This window comes from Alloyangia mangrovi (assembly GCF_002300555.2).
In the GTDB taxonomy this organism is placed as follows: Bacteria; Pseudomonadota; Alphaproteobacteria; order Rhodobacterales; family Rhodobacteraceae; genus Salipiger; species Salipiger mangrovi.
Map to the genome: position 1 here is coordinate 50,035 of NZ_NTHN02000019.1, position 16,547 is coordinate 66,581.

Genomic DNA, 16,547 nt, shown 5'->3' on the forward strand with positions numbered 1-16,547 from the left:
CCGCTCAGCCTGCCAGCCAGTCCTTCGCCTTGGCCATGTCGGCGGCGGCGAAATACTTCGCCTCGAGCCCGAAGGCGCGCTTGCCGACCTGCACCGCCATCTCCTGCCAGCCGGCATCGCCGACGATGGCCGCGCGCTTCACCCGCTTGGCATGGCCGCGCACGAGGTAGAAGTGGTCGCGCAGCGCGTCGAGCCCTTGCCAGCCGTCGAAATCCCGCAGGTCGATGAGCAGCCGCACCGTCTCATGCGCCGCGAAGAAACTGTCGAGATCGCCGATGGCGTCGTCATAGGCCGCGCCGTCCACCTTGCCGCGCAGCCGCACTTCGAGCATGCCGTCGCCGAGGTCCTCCTGCTGGATGGTGCCGAGGCTCTCGCGCAGCCAGCGCCGCGCCGCGTCGACCTCCTTCATCGGGAAGGTGGAGACCGGGCACGGCATGAAGACCGACATCCCCCCCGACCGCCGTCCGGACAACCTTGTCGTCGCTCACCAGCGCGATGCGGTCGAAGCCGCGCCAGTGCTTGAGCCCGGTCCGCGCGTCCTGCAGCATCGCGCCAAGGGTGAACTCCGAGGGGCGCGCCTCGACGATGGCCAGCAGCCGCAGCCGGTCGCCCTTGGTCAGCGCCGCATCGAGCGCGGGCATCAGCGTGTCGCGGTAGTCGGAATCGGTGACCGGCGGAGTCATCGTCAGCTCGAGGATGCCGTGCTCGCCGATATCTTTCACGTCTATCATGGTCGGGTCCTCCTGCGAGAACTATGCGCCACCGGGGGGGGCCGCGGGAAAGCCCGGCGAGTCCCGCACACGGTTTCCTGAAGCCGCGCGGCGCGGAGTGATCTTACCGGCCGCCGGGTCCTGTCGCGACGCTCAAGGCAAGGTGATCAAATTCGCGGCGGCAACGCGCTGACAGCGCGGGGGATTTGACACGGCGCAAGGTGGCGCGCCGCGAATCCCTTACCTTGGGGCCGAGTGTCATGGCGAGGACTGCCCATGAATCCCGAGACCCTCGAGCCGGCCGGAGAGGTCGTTGCGATCCGCGGCGCGGTGGTGGACGTGCGTTTCGCCGGGCGTGCCCTGCCGAAGATCGACGAGGCGGTGCGGGTGCGCCGCCCCGGCGGCACCGACGTGATGATCGAGGTGCAGGCCCATCTCGACGCCTGCACCCTGCGCGGCATCGCCCTGCAGGACACCGCCGGTCTGCGCCGCGGCGCCCGGGCGGAGCCGGTCGGCGGGCCGGTCGAGGTGCCGGTGGGCGAGGCGGTGCTGGGACGCCTGCTCGATGTCACCGGCGGCATCGGCGACACCAAGGGCGCGCTGCCGCCGGACGTGCCGCGCCGCCCGATCCACCGCCCGCCGCCGCCCTTCCGCGCCCGCGCCGGTGCGGCGCAGATGTTCCACACCGGCATCAAGGTCTTCGACCTGCTGACCCCGCTTGCGCAGGGCAGCAAGGCGGCGATGTTCGGCGGTGCCGGGGTCGGCAAGACCGTGCTGGTGATGGAGCTGATCCACGCCATGGTCGCCAGCTACGAGGGGATCTCGGTCTTCTCGGGCGTCGGCGAGCGCTCGCGCGAGGGCCATGAGCTGCTGATGGAGATGACCAATGCCGGGGTTCTGGAGCGCACCGTGCTGGTCTACGGTCAGATGAACGAGCCGCCCGGCGCGCGCTGGCGGGTGCCGCTGACCGCGCTGACCATCGCCGAGCACTTCCGCGACGAGGCACAGCGCAACGTGCTGCTGCTGATGGACAACGTCTTCCGCTTCGTGCAGGCCGGGGCCGAAGTCTCTGGGCTGCTGGGCCGCCTGCCCTCGCGGGTCGGCTACCAGCCGACGCTGGGCACCGAGGTCGCCGAGCTGCAGGAGCGCATCGCCTCCACCGGCGCCGCCTCGGTCACCGCGGTCGAGGCGGTCTACGTGCCCGCCGACGATTTCACCGATCCGGCGGTGACCACCATCGCGGCGCATGTCGACAGCATGGTGGTGCTCTCGCGCGCCATGGCCGCCGACGGCATGTACCCGGCAATCGACCCCGTCGCCTCCTCCTCGATCCTGCTCGACCCGCTGGTGCTGGGCGAGGAGCACGTGCGCGTCGCCAACGAGGTGCGCCGCGCGATCGAGCACTACCGCGGCCTGCAGGACGTGATCTCGCTGCTCGGCATGGAGGAGCTTGGCCGCGAGGACCGGCAGATCGTCGAGCGCGCCCGGCGGCTGCAGCGTTTCCTCACCCAGCCGTTCACCGTGACCGAGGCCTTCACCGGCATCCCCGGCCGCTCGGTACCCGTCGAGGAGACCATCAGGGGCTGCAAGGCGATCCTCGCCGGGGAGTGCGACGATTGGGACGAGGGCGCGCTCTACATGGTCGGCACATTGGACGAGGCGCGCGAGAAGCAGGCCGGGAAGGACGCGGCATGAGCGGGCTGCATCTCACCATCACCACGCCGATGAGCGTGCTGGTCGACGAGACCGGCGTCGCCTCGGTGCGCGCCGAGGACCGCAGCGGCGGTTTCGGCATCCTGCCGGGGCACACGGAGTTCATGACCGTCCTCCCCGCCTCGGTGCTGCGCTGGCGCACCGCCGAGGGCGCGCTGCGCTTCTGCGCCCTGCGCAGCGGGCTGCTCACCGTGAAGAACGGGACATCCGTCTCCGTCGCCTGCCGCGAGGGCGTGCTGGGCGACGATCTGCACGCGCTGGAGGGTGAGGTCGAGACCCTGCGCGCCGCCGAGGCCGATGCCGACCGGCGCGAGCGGGTGGAACAGATGCGCCTGCACGCCAGTGCCGTGCGCCAGTTGATGCAGTACCTGCGGCCCGGACGCCCCGCCGGGCCATCCACCTCCCCCTTCGCGCAGCGCCCGCCGGGCGGGGAGGCACCATGACCGAGAAGGAGCGCAACCACGTCGCCGAGGCGCCCGCCGCTCGTCGCAGCGGGAAATGCTCGGGCAGGAGACGCCCGAACCCTCGCTCGGCGCCCGGCTCGGGCAGATCGGAATCCTCGGCTGGGCCGTGGTGGTGCCGACGCTGCTGGGAGTGGTGCTGGGGCGCATGGCCGATCGCGCCTTCGGCACCGGGGTCTTCTTCACCGCCCCGGCGATCATGATCGGCGCCGCCATCGGCTTTCACGCCGCTTGGAAATGGATGCACAAGCAATGAGCCCTGCCGTCACGCCCTATGCCCTCGCCGCCCTCGCGCTCTGCCTCGGCTTCGCGCTGGGGTGGGCGCATTTCGCCAGCCTGCGGCGGGTCACCGGCCTCTATCTCGATGGCGGCCCGCCGTGGCGCGCGCTTGCGCTGCAGCTCGGCCGCCTCGCGCTGCTCGCGGCGGGGCTGCTGGGGCTGGCGCTGCTCGGGGCGCTGCCGCTGCTGGCGAGCACGCTGGGGCTCCTTCTGGCGCGGCAGGTGGTGCTGCGGCGCGCCAGAAGGGCACCGTGATGGAGAACCCGCTCACCCTCGAGCCGCTCTTCCACCTCGGGCCGGTGCCGATCACCGAGCCGGTGCTGGTCACTTGGGCGATCCTCGCATTGCTGGCGCTCGGCACATGGCTCGCCACCCGCCGCCTGTCGCTGTGCCCAAGCAAGCTGCAGACCGTGCTCGAGCTCTTCGTCACCACCATCGACGCGCAGGTGCGCGACACCATGCAGCGCGACCCGGCGCGCTTCCGGGCGCTGATCGGCACGATCTTCCTGTTTGTTTTGGTGGCCAACTGGTCCTCGCTGGTACCCGGCATCGAGCCGCCCACCGCCCGGCTCGAAACCGACGCCGCGCTGGCGCTGATCGTCTTCGCCGCGACCATCTGGTACGGCATCGCCGCGCAGGGGCTGAAGGGCTATCTCGCCACTTTCGCCGAGCCCTCTTGGGTGATGATCCCGCTCAACCTCGTCGAGCAGATCACCCGCACCTTCTCGCTGATCGTGCGCCTCTTCGGCAACGTGATGAGCGGCGTCTTCATCATTGCCATCGTGCTGTCGCTCGCCGGGCTTCTGGTGCCGATCCCGCTGATGGCGCTCGACCTGCTGACCGGGACCGTCCAAGCCTACATCTTCGCCGTGCTCGCCACCGTCTTCATCGGCGCCGCCGTCGGCGAACAGACCCCCTCCGCATCCGCTTCCTCTTCCGCAAAGGAGACCCGCCCATGACCGCAAACCTCGTCGAGATCGTCAGCATCCTCGCCGCCGCACTCGCCGTGTCCTTCGGCGCCATCGGCCCGGCGCTGGCCGAGGGTCGCGCCGTGGCCGCCGCCATGGACGCCATCGCCCGCCAGCCCGAGGCGGCGGGCACGCTCAGCCGCACGCTCTTCGTCGGCCTCGCGATGATCGAGACCATGGCGATCTACACGCTGGCGATCGCGCTGCTGCTGCTCTTCGCCAACCCTTTCGTCTGAGGCGGGCCGCGCGATGAGTTTCGACTGGTGGACATTGGGGCTGCAGACGGTCAACGTTCTGATCCTGCTGTGGATCCTGTCGCATTTCCTGTTCCGGCCGGTCTCCGAGATCATCGAGAAACGTCAGGCGGAGGCGACGGGCGAGCTGTCCCACGCGCGGGCCGCCCGCGCCGAGGCGGAAGCCGCGCTGACCGAGGCACAGGCGCGCGACGAAGCCGTCGCGGCGCGGCGTGCCGAGGTGCTGTCCGGGGCGCAGGCCGAAGCCGAACACGCCAAGGTGCAAATGCTCGACGAGGCCCGCAGGGAGATCGCCAAGCTCCGCACCGAGGGACAGGCCGAGGCGCAGCGCCGGCGTGCCGAGGCCGAGCGCGCGCTGCAGGACGAGGCGGCGGAGCTGGCGGTGGATATCTCGGAACGCCTGCTCAGGCGCCTGCCCGAGACGACGCGCACCGCCGGGTTCATCGACGGGTTGGCGCAGGCGGTGGCCGAGTTGCCCGGGCAGACGCGCGAAGGCCTCGGCGCCGAGGGTCCGGTGCCCGTCCGAGCCGCGCAGGCGCTGAGCCCAGAGGAGGCAGGCCTCCTCAAGTCCCGCCTCGCCGAGGTGCTGGGCCGCGAGATCGAGATTGCCCTGACCACCGACCCCTCGCTCATCGCCGGGCTCGAGCTCGACGCCCCGCACGCCGTGGTCCGCAACCACTTTCGCGCCGATCTCGACCGGATCCGGCAGGAGCTTCTGAGACATGACTGACGAGCCCCCCTCCGCCGACTGGCTCCGCCAAGGCCGCGCCGCGATCGCCCGGACAGCGCTCGCGCCCGAGGCGGAGCCCATTGGCCGTGTCATCTCGGTCGCCGACGGCATCGCCCGTATCTCGGGCCTGCCCGACGCCCCGCTCGGCGCGCTGCTGCGCTTCGAGGGCGGGCAGGCGGGTTTCGCGCAGACGCTCGACAGGGACGAGATCGACGCGGTGCTCTTCGACGATGTCACCGGGATCGAGGCGGGGGCCAAGGTCACCGACACCGGCGACATCGTCCGCGTACCGGTGGGGGAGGCGCTTCTCGGCCGTATCGTCGACCCGCTCGGCCGTCCGATCGACGACGGCCCGGCGCTGGCCACCTCGGAGACCCTGCCCATCGAACGCCCCGCCCCCGGGATCATCGACCGGGCGCTGGTGTCGGAGCCGATGATGACCGGGGTGCTGGTGGTCGACAGCCTCTTCGCCGTCGGCCGCGGCCAGCGCGAGCTGATCGTCGGCGACCGGGCCACGGGTAAGACCTCGCTCGCGGTCGAGGCCATCGTCACCCAGAAGCATTCCGACGTCCTCTGCATCTACGTCGCCGTCGGCCAGCGCGCCACGGCGGTGGAGCGGGTCGTCGCCGCGGTGCACGAGCATGGCGCCCCCGAGCGCTGCGTCTTCGTCGTCGGCAACGCGGGCAGCGCGCCGGGCCTGCAATGGATCGCGCCCTTCGCCGGGATGAGCATGGCCGAGCATTTCCGCGACGCCGGGCATGACGTGCTCATCGTCATCGACGACCTCACCCGCCACGCCGCCACCCATCGCGAGCTGGCACTGCTGACCCGTGAGCCGCCGGGCCGCGAGGCCTACCCGGGCGACATCTTCTACCTCCACGCGCGGCTGCTCGAACGCGCCGCGAAGCTGCCGCGCGAGCGGGGCGGCTCGATCACCGCCCTGCCCATCGCCGAGACCGACGCGGGCAACCTCTCGGCCTATATCCCCACCAACCTCATCTCGATCACCGACGGGCAGATCGTGCTCGATTCCCACCTCTTCGCGGCCAATCAGCGCCCGGCGGTGGACGTCGGTCTCTCGGTCAGCCGGGTCGGCGGCAAGGCGCAGGCCCCGGCGCTGCGCGCGGTCTCGGGCCGGGTGCGGCTAGACTACGCGCAGTTCCAGGAGCTCGAGATGTTCACCCGCTTCGGCGGCATCTCGAGCACGCGGGTCAAGGCGCAGATCGCCCGCGGCGAGAGCATCCGCGCGCTGTTGACCCAACCGCGCTACGCCGGGCTGCGGCTGGTCGACCAAGTGGCGCTGCTCGCGGCACTGGCCGAGGGCAAGCTCGACGGGGTGAGCCCGGACCGCCTGGCCGAGCTGCGCAGGCAGCTCCCGGCCCGGCTCGATGCCGCCGGAGGCGCGGCGAAGGCGGGACTTGAGGAGAGCGGCGCCCTGAGCGAGGCGGATCGCGCGGCGCTGGTGGAGGTGGTCGCCGGCCTGGCGGCCGAGCTGGGCGGAACGGAGGCAAAGGGATGAGCGGCACGCTTTCTGACGTCGAGGCGCGCATCGGCACCGTCCACAAGCTTTCGGCGGTGATCGCCGCCATGCGCGGCATCGCCGCCTCGCGGCTTCAGGACGCACAGGGGCACATCGGCGCGATCCGCCTCTACGCCGACACCATCGGCGAGGCCATCGGCCATGCTCTCAGCTTTGCCGGCCCGGACCGCGCCGCACCGCCCGCCCCCGCCAGCGGCGGTGCCCTCTTCATCGTGCTCTGTGCCGAGCAGGGTTTCGCCGGCAGCTTCTCGGCGCGGGTGCTCGAGGCGGCGCAGGCGGCGCTGCGCGAGGCGCGCGGTCCTGCCGACTTGCTGCTGGTCGGCGACCGCGGGCTCCTGGTCGCGCCCGACTACCGCATTACACCCAGTTGGACCGCCCCGATGATCGCCCATCCCGCCCGCGCACCGTATCTGGCCGGGCGCATCGCCGAGGCGGTCTTTGCCCGGGTGTCCGACGGGCGGGCCACCACGGTCTCGATCCTGCACGCCGCGGCCGGCGGCACCGAGGGCTACGACATCGTGCAAAAGCGCCTCGTGCCCTTCGACTACGCCCGTTTTCCCCTGCCCGGATCGACCCTGCCGCCGCGGATCACCCTGCCGCCCGAGGACCTGCTCGCCCGGCTGGTCGAGGAGTACATCTTCGCCGAGATCAGCGAGGCCCTGATGCTCTCCTTCGCCGCCGAGAACGAGGCCCGCATGCGGGCGATGATCGCCGCGCATGACAATGTCACCCAGTCTCTCGAAGGTCTCGTCGGGCAGGCCCGCCGGCTGCGGCAGGATGCGATCACCGAGGAGATCATGGAGCTTGCCACCGGCAGCCTGCCGGTGCCCTGAAGGATGGAGGAGGGCCGATGATGGAAGACTGCCCCGAGACACCGCCGCCGCCCGCGGAGCGCGACATGGACTTGCCCTGGTGCGCGCCGAAACCCGCAACCGAGGATCAGCGCGCGCCGGATCTCGTGCGCCGGATCATGGCCAGCCCGAGCTACCTCGAGGGCGATCACGACGTGAACTTCCTCGACCGGGACGACATGCGCGGGGTTCGGCTGATGCTCGACTACCAGAAGGCCGAAACGCTGCTGCAGGCGCATGGCATCGCCCATTCCATCGTCGTCTTCGGCGCGACCCGCATCCCCGAACCGGCCCGCGCCGCGGCGGAGGTGGCCGCGCGCGAAGCGGCGCTGGCGCAAGACCCGGGCGATCCGCACCTGCAAGGCGCCCTCGCCATCGCCCGTCGGGTGGCCCACAAGAGCCGCTACTACGAGGTCGCCCGCGCTTTCGGCCGGATCGTGGGCACGCAGGAGGGCCGGCACGGCAACCGGCTGGTGGTGGTCACCGGCGGCGGGCCGGGCATGATGGAGGCGGCGAACCGCGGCAGTCACGAGGCCGGGGCGCGCAGCGTCGGGCTCAACATCACCCTGCCGCACGAGCAATACCCCAACCCCTACCTGACCCCCGACCTCTGCTTCCGCTTCCACTACTTCGCCTTGCGCAAGCTGCATTTCCTCAAGCGCGCCCGGGCGCTCGTCGTCTTCCCCGGCGGCTACGGCACGATGGACGAGCTTTTCGAGACATTGACGCTGATTCAGACCCGCAAGATCCTTCCGGTGCCCGTGGTGCTGGTCGGCGAAAGCTTCTGGCGGAGGGCATTCGACGTGGATTTCCTTGTCGAGGAAGGGGTGATCGACCCCGAGGACCGCGATCTCTTCTGGTACGCGGAGGAGGCCGAGGAGATCTGGAACGGTCTCCAGCGCTGGTACCAGAACGCCGGGCGCGAGCTCACCAGCGCCGCGCCGGAGGTGGCGGGGGACAGGTGAACCGGGGGCGCGGCCGAAGAACTCCCGCGATCCGCGACGCCTTCCGAGGTCCGAAGTACGAGGTTTTACTGGAGTTCTCTTTATATTCATGTTATGGAATATTAACTCGAACGTGAGGGACTGCCATGCGATCTACCGTCCTTTCGATACTCCTGCTCTGGGCCGCCAGCGGCGCTCTGGCCCAGACACAGCCCGTCATTTCCGAACCGATCACCGAGTGGAAGCCCGTCTACGGCGAGGTCGAGACCCGCAACCAGCTGCCCGCCCGTGCCCGCATCGCCGGCACGCTGGTCGCGCTGAGCGTCACCGAGGGCGACAGGGTCGAGGCCGGGCAGCTTGTCGGCACCGTCGAGGATGAAAAACTCTCGGTACAGATCGACGCGCTCGATGCCCAGGCCGAGGCGCTGCGCGCCCAGCTCACCAACGCCCAGGCCGATCTTAGCCGCGGCCAGACCCTGCAGCAGAGCGGCACGATCTCGGCGCAGCGCCTCGACGCGCTGCAGACCTCGGTCGACGTGCTGACCAACCAGATCGCCGCCACCGAGGCGCAGCGCCGGGTGATCCAGCGGCAGATCGAGGAAGGCGGCGTCACTGCCCCCGAGGCAGGTATCGTGCTTTCGGTGCCGGTCTCGCGCGGGTCCTTCGTGGCGCAGGGCGAGACCGTCGCGGTGATCGGCAGCGGCGGCGCCTTCCTGCGCCTGTCGATCCCCGAGCGCTTCGCGCAGACGCTGGCCGCGGGCGACCGGATCGAGATGGAGGCCGGTGAGGGAACCATCGCCAAGCTTTATCCGCAGATCGAGGGCGGCCGCCTGCAGGCGGATGTCGAGGTCGAGGGGCTGGAAGAGCGCTACGTCGGCTTGCGCCTGCCGGTGCGCCTGCCGGTCGGCTCGCAGGAGGCGGTGATAGTGCCGCAGGCCGCGCTCAGCCGCGGCGGCGGGCTCGACATGGTGACGGTCGAGACCCCCGAGGGGCCGGTGCAGCGCATCGTCGTGCCGGGCCGCGAGGTGACTCGCGACGGCGCCGCATGGCGCGAAATCCTGACCGGGCTCACCCCCGGCGAGACGGTGATGGTGCCGCATGAGTGATCAGGGATCCGGGCCCAGCGGGGCCCTCGGACTGGCCGGGCACCTCACCCGCGCCTTCCTCAACTCGCCGCTCACCCCGCTCTTCCTGATCGCCTCTCTGGCGGTGGGCCTCATCGCCCTCGCTGCCCTGCCCCGCGAGGAGGAGCCGCAGATCTCCGTCCCGCTCGTCGACATCCACGTGCAGGCCAACGGGCTGCGCGCCGGGGATGCGGTCAAGCTGGTGACCGAACCGCTCGAGACCATCGTCAAGGGCATCGACGAGGTCGAACACGTCTATTCCGAGACCCGCGACGACGCGGTCATGGTCACCGCGCGCTTCAACGTCGGCGTCTCGTCCGACACCGCGATCCTGCGCGTGCGCGACCGCATCCTTTCCAATCTCGACCGCATCCCGGTCGGCATCCCCGAGCCTCTGATCGTCGGACGCGGGATCAACGACGTGGCCATCGTGGCGCTCACCCTCTCGCCCGCCGGGGGGCAGACCGACGTCACCCCCGCCGACCTCACCCGCGTCGCGCGCGAGGTCGAGGCGCGGCTGGCGGCGATCGAGGACGTCGGCCTCACCTATGTCATCGGCGGCACCGAGCCGCAGCTGCGGGTGAACCCCGACCCGGCGCGGCTGGCGCTCTACGGGATCACCCTGCAGCAGCTGTGGGGCAAGATCGAGGGCGCCAACACCTCGCTGCCGCTCGGCACCCTGCGCGAGGGCGGCCGGCAGGTCGGGTTGGTGGTCGGCGAGACGCTGACCACCGCAGAAGAGATCGGCAACCTCGAGCTGACCGCCCGCGACGGGCGCACCGTCTACCTGCGCGACGTCGCCGAGGTGACGCTCGAGACCGACACCGGCGCGGACTACGTCAGCACCGTCACCCACGGCGCCGAGGGCATCGAGAGCCGCCCCGCGGTCACGCTGGCGCTGGCCAAGCGCGCCGGGGCGAACGCCGTGGTGGTCGCCGAGGAAATCCTGCACCGGGTCGAAGCGATGGAGGGCGATATCATCCCCTCGTCCATCGAGGTCGAGGTCACCCGCGACTACGGCGAGACCGCCGACGAAAAGGCCAACGAGTTGCTCTTCCACCTCGGGCTCGCCACCCTCTCCATCGTGGTGCTCGTGCTCTTCGCCATCGGCTGGCGCGAGGCCATCGTGGTCGCCATCGTCATTCCTGTGACCATCCTTCTCACGCTCTTCGCCGCCTGGATCATGGGCTACACGCTCAACCGCGTGTCACTCTTCGCGCTGATCTTCTCGATCGGCATCCTCGTCGACGACGCCATCGTGGTGATCGAGAACATCGCCCGCCACTGGGCGATGAAGCGCGAGGGCCAGAGCCGCTTCGGCGCCACCGTCGCGGCGGTCGCCGAGGTCGGCAACCCGACCATCGTGGCGACGCTGACGGTGGTGGTGGCGCTGCTGCCCATGCTCTTCGTCTCGGGCCTCATGGGCCCCTACATGAGCCCGATCCCGGCCAATGCCTCGGCGGCGATGATCTTTTCCTTCTTCGTCGCGGTGATCATCACCCCATGGCTGATGCTGAAGATCGCCGGCCGGGCACCCCTTCACCACGGCGCCGAACACGGCGCGGCGGGCGGCGCGCTGGGGCGGCTCTACGCCGCCGTCGCCAGGCCGCTGCTGGCGCGCAAATCCATATCGGCGCTCTTCCTGCTGGTGGTCGCGGTGCTCTCCTTCGGCTCGCTCGCCGCGCTCTACACCCGCGACGTGACGGTCAAGCTGCTGCCCTTCGACAACAAATCCGAGCTTTCGGTGGTCATCGACCTGCCCGAGGGCAGCGCGCTGGAGAGCACCGCCGCCGTTGCGCAGCAGGTTGCCCGTGTCGCGCTCTCGCTGCCCGAGGCGATCTCGGCCCAGACCCATGCAGGGACCGCCTCGGCCTTCAACTTCAACGGGCTGGTGCGGCACTACTACCTGCGGCAACTGCCCGAGATGGGGGACGTGCAGATCAACCTCGCGCCAAAGGCAGAGCGGGACCGCACCAGCCACGAGATCGCGCTCGACCTGCGCGAGAAGCTCACCGCGCTCGACCTGCCCGAGGGCACGGTGCTGAAGACCGTCGAGCCGCCCCCCCGGCCCGCCGGTGATCTCGACGCTCATGGCCGAGGTCTACGGCCCCGACGCCGAGACCCGCCGGATGGTCGCCGAGCGCGTCCGCGCCGCCTTTGATGAGATCCCCTACGTGGTCGACGTGGACGACAACTACGGCGTGCAGGCCCCGCGCCGCCGGGTGGTGCTCGACCCCTCGGCGCTGGATTTCTACAAGGTGCAGGAATCCGACGCGCTGGACACGCTCTCGCTGCTCTACGGCGAGGGTACCGTTGGGTACTCGCACCGCGGCGGCGAACGGCGCCCCATCCCCATCGTGCTGTCGCGCGACCGGTCGGACCGGGTGATGGACGCCACCGCCCTCTCGACCCCGGTGCCCGCCGACGCCCTGCCCGGCGGACGCGGCGTGGTGGAACTGGGAGATGTGGTCACCTTGCAGGACGAGCTCACCTCCTTCCCGATCTTCCGCCACAACGGCATCGAGACGATCATGGTGATGGGCGAGATGGCGGGCGAATTCGAGTCGCCGCTCTACGGCATGCTCGCCTCGACCGATATCTTGGACGGCCTCGACTGGCCCGAGGGGCAAAAGCCGACGATCTCGATGCACGGCCAACCGCAGGACACCTCTGCCCCGAGCCTCCTGTGGGACGGCGAATGGGAGGTCACCTGGGTCACCTTCCGCGACATGGGCGCGGCCTTCGCCGTGGCGCTTCTGGGCATCTACATCCTTGTCGTGGCGCAGTTCGGCAGCTTCCGCCTGCCGCTGGTGATCCTGACCCCGGTGCCGCTCACGTTCCTCGGCATCATGTTCGGCCATTGGCTCTTCAGTGCGCCCTTCTCGGCCCCCTCGATGATCGGCTTCATCGCGCTGGCGGGGATCATCGTGCGCAACTCGATCCTGCTGGTGGATTTCATACGCCATGCTAACCCCGAGAAACCGCTCGACGTCGAGACGCTGATCGAGGCCGGGGCGACGCGCTTCAAGCCGATCCTGTTGACCGCGCTGGCCGCGATGATCGGCGCGGCGGTGATCCTGATGGATCCGATCTTCCAGGGCCTGGCGATCTCGCTGCTCTTCGGGCTGCTGACCTCGACCGCGCTGACGGTGCTGGTGATCCCGGCGATCTACCGCCTTGCGAAGACCTGACGGAAAGAGGCGCCCCGCGGGCGCCCTTGACGCAGGGACCCGCGCAGCCGGCCTTGACCTCGCGGTAGATCGGCCCGTGCGATCTTGAAAATGACCAGCGGTCACCATAGAGATGACCGCTGGTCATATTGGGGATCGACATGGACATCACGGGTCATCGGGCGCTGGACCCGGCGCCTTCCGGCGCCGTGGCGAGAAACGCAACCACGCCTGTGAGCGGACGATCCACCCCCCCATCGACCGCCGAAAATGCCCACACCCGCCGCGCTGCGGAGTCTTCCCCGCAGGCCGAAGTCCCGGACACCGAAGGCGGCTAGGCAAGACACATCCCTTCATCGCGGACAGCCAAGCGCAGGCGCGTGCTTCCCGAAGCACCGCCAAGCCGCTGGCCCCCTTGCGCCCTCCAAAAGGCGCCCCCCCATTCCTTCAACCCAGGGAGTTATATCTGTGACCGAGGTTGCAAAACGCCCCCGTCCGCCCGCCCTGCTCCGGGCGTTCGGACTTCTTCTCGCCGTGGTCGGGCTCGTCCTGGCCGGCGGCGGCTTCTACCTGATCAGCCTCGGCGGATCGTGGTACTACGCCATCGCGGGCCTGCTGATGCTGGTCTCGGCGGCGCTCAGCTTCCAGGGCCGCGCCGCAGGGCCGACCCTCTTCCTCGCGCTCGTCGCCGGCACTGTCCTCTGGGCGTTCTGGGAAGCCGGGCTGGACTTCTGGGCCCTCGTGCCGCGTCTCGTCGCGCCGATCTTCATGGCCGCGCTGGCGCTGCTGCTGCTGCCCGGCGCCCGCCGCTTCGAGGGCAAGCCCGCCTGCGCGCTCGGCCTGCGTCTTGGCGGCCTCGGCATGCTGGCGGTCTTCGCCGGCTTCCTCGGGCTGATGTTCGCGCCGCACAACGTTGTGCAGAACGACCTGCCCATCGTGGCCGGCGAGGTCTCTGCCGCCACCGAGGCCTCCGGCGAGCGCTGGCTGTCCTGGGGCAAGACCAGCGAAGGGACCCGCTTCTCGACCGCCGAGCAGATCACTCCGGAAAACGTTGGCCAGCTCGAGGTCGCCTGGACCGCGCGCACCGGCTTCATCGCCGACCAGTCGGAAAGCAAGCAGGACCAGAATACCCCGCTCTACGTCGACGGCACGCTCTACCAGTGTGCCGCCGCCTCGCAGGTGACCGCCCTCGATGGCACCACGGGCGAGATCAAGTGGCAGTTCGATCCCAAGGGTACGACCCCGCTGTGGAAGCGCTGCCGCACCATGGGCTACTACGAGCCCCCCCGCAGGCGATGAGTGCGGCCCGCGCATCGTCATGACCACCACCGACATGCGCCTCATCTCGCTGAAGGCGGAGACGGGCGAGATCTGCGAGACCTTCGGCGACGGCGGTACGGTCGATCTCAGCGTCGGCATGACCCAACTTGTTCCGCAGCGCGATCTCGACGAAACCGCCGAGGTCGCGCCGCTGCCGGGCTTCCTGGCGCAGACCACCGGGCCGTTCATCGGGGGCGACAAGATCGTGCTCGGCGGCTGGGTGGCCGACAACATCAGCCGCGGCGAGCCCTCGGGCGCGGTGCGCGCCTTCAACGCGCTGACCGGCGAGCTGGAATGGGCCTGGGATCTCGGCAATCCGTCGATCACCAAGCTGCCGCCCGAAGGCGAGAGCTACACCAAGGGCACGCCCAACGTCTGGAGCGGCATCGCCATCGATGAAGAGCTGGGCATGGTCTACCTGCCCATGGGCAACGCCACGCCGGACTACTACGGCGGTCAGCGCCGCGACTTCGACGATGAATACGGCGCGGCCATCGTGGCGCTGAACCTCGAAGACGGCCGCGAGGCCTGGCACTTCAGCACCGTGCACCACGACATCTGGGACTACGACCTGCCCGCGCAGCCGGCGCTCGCCGACATCCCCGACGGCAAGGGTGGCACCGACAAGGCGATCATCCAGGTCACCAAGCGCGGCCAGATCTTCGTGCTCGACCGGCGCACCGGCGAGCCCCTGAAGAAGGTGGTCGAGAAGCCGGTGCCGGCGTCCACCGGCGAAATTGCCGGCGAGTACTACTCGGAAACCCAGCCCTACTCGGTCGAGATGCCGACCATCGCGGCCGATCTCCTGACCGAGAAATCCATGTGGGGGGCGACGCCGATCGACCAGATGCTCTGCCGGATCATGTTCAAGAGCTACCGCTACGAGGGTGATTTCACCCCGCAGTCGACGCAGAAGACGATCATGAACCCCGGCAACGGCGGCGGCTTCAACTGGGCCTCGGTTTCCTATGACCAGACCCGCAACCGGATGCTTGTGGTCGACATGCGCATGCCGACGGTTTCCTGGCTGATCCCACGCGAGGACTATGGCCAGACCGACGAGCTGGTGATGAACTCGCACGGCCGCTCGCCGCAGTTCGGCCTGCCCTACGGCCACGACCTGCGCAACTTCATGTCGCCGCTCGGCGTGCCCTGCATCACCCCGCCCTGGGGCATGGTCTCGGCCATCGACCTCGCGACAGGCGAGATTGCCTGGCAACAGCCGGCGGGCACCTCCGAGGACACGCCGCTCGGCACGCTGGGCAAGAGCCCGCTGAAGGCGCAGATCGGCATGCCGGGCATGGCCGGTCTCGTGACCACCAAGTCGGGCCTGTCATTCCACTCGGGCACCCAGGACTACTACCTGCGCGCCTATGACACCGAGACCGGTGACATCCTGTGGAAGGGCCGCCTGCCCTCGGGCTCGCAGGCCGCGCCGATGACCTACATCGGCAAGGACGGGCGGCAATACGTGGTGCTGACCGCCGGGGGAGCGCGCTACAACCCCTTCGACCAGGCCGATTGGATCATCGCCTACGCCCTGCCGAAATAAGCCTTTGCCCCCGCGCCCGACCGGCGCGGGGGTTTTTCTTTGTCGCTTTTTTTCTTCCCGAGGCGACCTGTCTACGCGGCTGCCCTCAGCGCTCGAAGATCACCGGGAACCAATCCTCGCGCAGCACATCGCCGGGCTGCATGTCGTGGCCGGGGAACGGCGGCGAGGTCCGGCCCGGGCGCTCGACGTAGCGGGCGTCATCGCCAACCAGCCGCAGCGAGAAGGCCCGGCGGCGCGCGCCCGAGGTATTGCCGCGCGCCCCGTGCAGGATGGCATAGTTGAAGGCCACCGCGTCACCCGGCTCCATCTGCCATTCCTTGACGTCCATGCCCTCGGCGTCCGGATCGGGCACCGGCATGTAGGCGTCGCTGTCGGGGAAGAAGTCGGTCTCCGAGAGCCAGCGCTTCGGCAGCACCGGCTTGTCCCACAGGTGGCTGCCGGCAACGCAGCGCAGACTGGCATCGGTCACCGGATCGACCGGCGACCAGAAGCTGACGTTCTGCATCCCGTCCACGAAGTAATAGGGCCCGTCCTGGTGCCAGGGCGTCGGCTTTGAGGTACCGGGCTCCTTGACCAGGATATGATCGTGGAAGACCTGCACCCGGTCCGATTTCATCAGGTCCGCCGCGACCTCGGCGGCGGGCGAGCTGCGCACCACGTGCTCGAACTCGGGGATCCGCTGCCAGTTGCAATAGTCGTCGAAGAAGCGCCCCGCCTCGCCTTCCTTAAGGTTCTCGGCGGCATAGGGGCCGGGCTCGGCCATGTTGCGCTCGATCCCGGCGCGGATGTCTTCCACGTGGTCGGCAAAGAGCCCCTTGATCAGCACCACGCCGTCGCGCTGGAAGGTCTCGATCATGTCCTGGGTGAGAAGTGCGTGCATCGGAGTATCCTCTTTTCCGGCGAGCCTAGCCCTGGCAAAAAATAACTTCCA

General features: G+C 69.6%; 14 protein-coding genes and 2 pseudogenes. 13 read left to right on the forward strand and 3 right to left on the reverse strand.

The window, feature by feature from the left end:
• Window positions 1-4: 4 nt before the first annotated feature.
• Both CLG85_RS12090 and CLG85_RS12095 read right to left on the reverse strand, forming a co-directional pair.
• Window positions 5-331: a SpoIIAA family protein gene (locus CLG85_RS12090; RefSeq protein ID WP_260348950.1), complete on the reverse strand. Its 327-nt coding sequence runs from the start codon at window positions 329-331 to the stop codon at window positions 5-7.
• Window positions 285-731 carry a SpoIIAA family protein gene (locus CLG85_RS12095; RefSeq protein WP_260348951.1) on the reverse strand — a complete coding sequence of 149 codons (447 nt, stop codon included), beginning with the start codon at window positions 729-731 and terminating at the stop codon, window positions 285-287. Before CLG85_RS12095 ends, CLG85_RS12090 begins: the two co-directional genes overlap by 47 nt.
• Window positions 732-986: 255 nt before the next feature.
• On the opposite strand from CLG85_RS12095, the gene atpD reads away from it, so the two are divergent.
• The 13 genes and pseudogenes from atpD to CLG85_RS12165 all read left to right on the forward strand — a co-directional run bounded on the left by atpD (window position 987) and on the right by CLG85_RS12165 (window position 15,616).
• Window positions 987-2,405 carry a F0F1 ATP synthase subunit beta gene (atpD, locus tag CLG85_RS12100; protein WP_260348952.1) on the forward strand — a complete coding sequence of 473 codons (1,419 nt, stop codon included), beginning with the start codon at window positions 987-989 and terminating at the stop codon, window positions 2,403-2,405.
• The gene (locus tag CLG85_RS12105; protein ID WP_095884246.1) at window positions 2,402-2,866 is read left to right on the forward strand and encodes a F0F1 ATP synthase subunit epsilon; all 465 of its coding nucleotides are present in this window, start codon (window positions 2,402-2,404) and stop codon (window positions 2,864-2,866) included. The genes atpD and CLG85_RS12105 overlap by 4 nt, the downstream gene beginning before the upstream one ends.
• A gap of 55 nt (window positions 2,867-2,921) precedes the next feature.
• Complete coding sequence (locus CLG85_RS12110) at window positions 2,922-3,140, forward strand: AtpZ/AtpI family protein (RefSeq protein WP_095884245.1); 219 nt, start codon at window positions 2,922-2,924, stop codon at window positions 3,138-3,140.
• A complete protein-coding gene (locus tag CLG85_RS12115; RefSeq protein ID WP_260348953.1) occupies window positions 3,137-3,418 on the forward strand; it encodes an N-ATPase subunit AtpR in 282 nt (93 codons plus the stop codon). Before CLG85_RS12110 ends, CLG85_RS12115 begins: the two co-directional genes overlap by 4 nt.
• Window positions 3,415-4,122: a F0F1 ATP synthase subunit A gene (locus CLG85_RS12120; protein ID WP_260348954.1), complete on the forward strand. Its 708-nt coding sequence runs from the start codon at window positions 3,415-3,417 to the stop codon at window positions 4,120-4,122. The genes CLG85_RS12115 and CLG85_RS12120 overlap by 4 nt, the downstream gene beginning before the upstream one ends.
• On the forward strand, window positions 4,119-4,367 hold the full coding sequence (locus CLG85_RS12125) for a F0F1 ATP synthase subunit C (RefSeq protein ID WP_260348956.1): 249 nt from the start codon (window positions 4,119-4,121) through the stop codon (window positions 4,365-4,367). The genes CLG85_RS12120 and CLG85_RS12125 overlap by 4 nt, the downstream gene beginning before the upstream one ends.
• Before the next feature lie 13 nt (window positions 4,368-4,380).
• Window positions 4,381-5,115, forward strand: a complete 735-nt coding sequence (locus CLG85_RS12130) for a F0F1 ATP synthase subunit delta (protein ID WP_260348958.1) — start codon at window positions 4,381-4,383, stop codon at window positions 5,113-5,115.
• Window positions 5,108-6,634, forward strand: coding sequence for a F0F1 ATP synthase subunit alpha (locus tag CLG85_RS12135; RefSeq protein ID WP_260348960.1), 1,527 nt, complete (start codon window positions 5,108-5,110; stop codon window positions 6,632-6,634). Before CLG85_RS12130 ends, CLG85_RS12135 begins: the two co-directional genes overlap by 8 nt.
• Window positions 6,631-7,488 (forward strand): F0F1 ATP synthase subunit gamma, encoded by an 858-nt coding sequence (locus CLG85_RS12140; protein ID WP_260348962.1) that lies wholly within the window; start codon window positions 6,631-6,633, stop codon window positions 7,486-7,488. The genes CLG85_RS12135 and CLG85_RS12140 overlap by 4 nt, the downstream gene beginning before the upstream one ends.
• A gap of 17 nt (window positions 7,489-7,505) precedes the next feature.
• Window positions 7,506-8,471 (forward strand): LOG family protein, encoded by a 966-nt coding sequence (locus CLG85_RS12145; protein WP_260348964.1) that lies wholly within the window; start codon window positions 7,506-7,508, stop codon window positions 8,469-8,471.
• Between the two features lie 125 nt (window positions 8,472-8,596).
• Window positions 8,597-9,556, forward strand: a complete 960-nt coding sequence (locus CLG85_RS12150) for an efflux RND transporter periplasmic adaptor subunit (RefSeq protein ID WP_095883764.1) — start codon at window positions 8,597-8,599, stop codon at window positions 9,554-9,556.
• Window positions 9,549-12,765: pseudogene (locus tag CLG85_RS12155) on the forward strand (efflux RND transporter permease subunit). Before CLG85_RS12150 ends, CLG85_RS12155 begins: the two are co-directional and overlap by 8 nt.
• A gap of 873 nt (window positions 12,766-13,638) precedes the next feature.
• Window positions 13,639-15,616, forward strand: a pseudogene (locus tag CLG85_RS12165) (outer membrane protein assembly factor BamB family protein).
• Window positions 15,617-15,701: 85 nt separating this feature from the next.
• On the opposite strand, the gene CLG85_RS12170 reads toward CLG85_RS12165, so the two are convergent.
• Window positions 15,702-16,496, reverse strand: coding sequence for a phytanoyl-CoA dioxygenase family protein (locus CLG85_RS12170; RefSeq protein WP_095882944.1), 795 nt, complete (start codon window positions 16,494-16,496; stop codon window positions 15,702-15,704).
• Window positions 16,497-16,547 lie beyond the last annotated feature (51 nt).

What these genes read in the sequence shown, in the direction of transcription:
- atpD (WP_260348952.1), top strand. Translation starts at nt 987, where the DNA reads ATGAATCCCGAGACCCTCGAGCCGGCCGGAGAGGTCGTTGCGATCCGC.
- CLG85_RS12115 (WP_260348953.1), top strand. Translation starts at nt 3,137, where the DNA reads ATGAGCCCTGCCGTCACGCCCTATGCCCTCGCCGCCCTCGCGCTCTGC.
- CLG85_RS12130 (WP_260348958.1), top strand. Translation starts at nt 4,381, where the DNA reads ATGAGTTTCGACTGGTGGACATTGGGGCTGCAGACGGTCAACGTTCTG.
- CLG85_RS12170 (WP_095882944.1), bottom strand. Translation starts at nt 16,496, where the DNA reads ATGCACGCACTTCTCACCCAGGACATGATCGAGACCTTCCAGCGCGAC.
- CLG85_RS12135 (WP_260348960.1), top strand. Translation starts at nt 5,108, where the DNA reads ATGACTGACGAGCCCCCCTCCGCCGACTGGCTCCGCCAAGGCCGCGCC.
- CLG85_RS12090 (WP_260348950.1), bottom strand. Translation starts at nt 331, where the DNA reads ATGCTCGAAGTGCGGCTGCGCGGCAAGGTGGACGGCGCGGCCTATGAC.
- CLG85_RS12140 (WP_260348962.1), top strand. Translation starts at nt 6,631, where the DNA reads ATGAGCGGCACGCTTTCTGACGTCGAGGCGCGCATCGGCACCGTCCAC.
- CLG85_RS12150 (WP_095883764.1), top strand. Translation starts at nt 8,597, where the DNA reads ATGCGATCTACCGTCCTTTCGATACTCCTGCTCTGGGCCGCCAGCGGC.
- CLG85_RS12145 (WP_260348964.1), top strand. Translation starts at nt 7,506, where the DNA reads ATGATGGAAGACTGCCCCGAGACACCGCCGCCGCCCGCGGAGCGCGAC.
- CLG85_RS12095 (WP_260348951.1), bottom strand. Translation starts at nt 731, where the DNA reads ATGATAGACGTGAAAGATATCGGCGAGCACGGCATCCTCGAGCTGACG.
- CLG85_RS12110 (WP_095884245.1), top strand. Translation starts at nt 2,922, where the DNA reads ATGCTCGGGCAGGAGACGCCCGAACCCTCGCTCGGCGCCCGGCTCGGG.
- CLG85_RS12125 (WP_260348956.1), top strand. Translation starts at nt 4,119, where the DNA reads ATGACCGCAAACCTCGTCGAGATCGTCAGCATCCTCGCCGCCGCACTC.
- CLG85_RS12105 (WP_095884246.1), top strand. Translation starts at nt 2,402, where the DNA reads ATGAGCGGGCTGCATCTCACCATCACCACGCCGATGAGCGTGCTGGTC.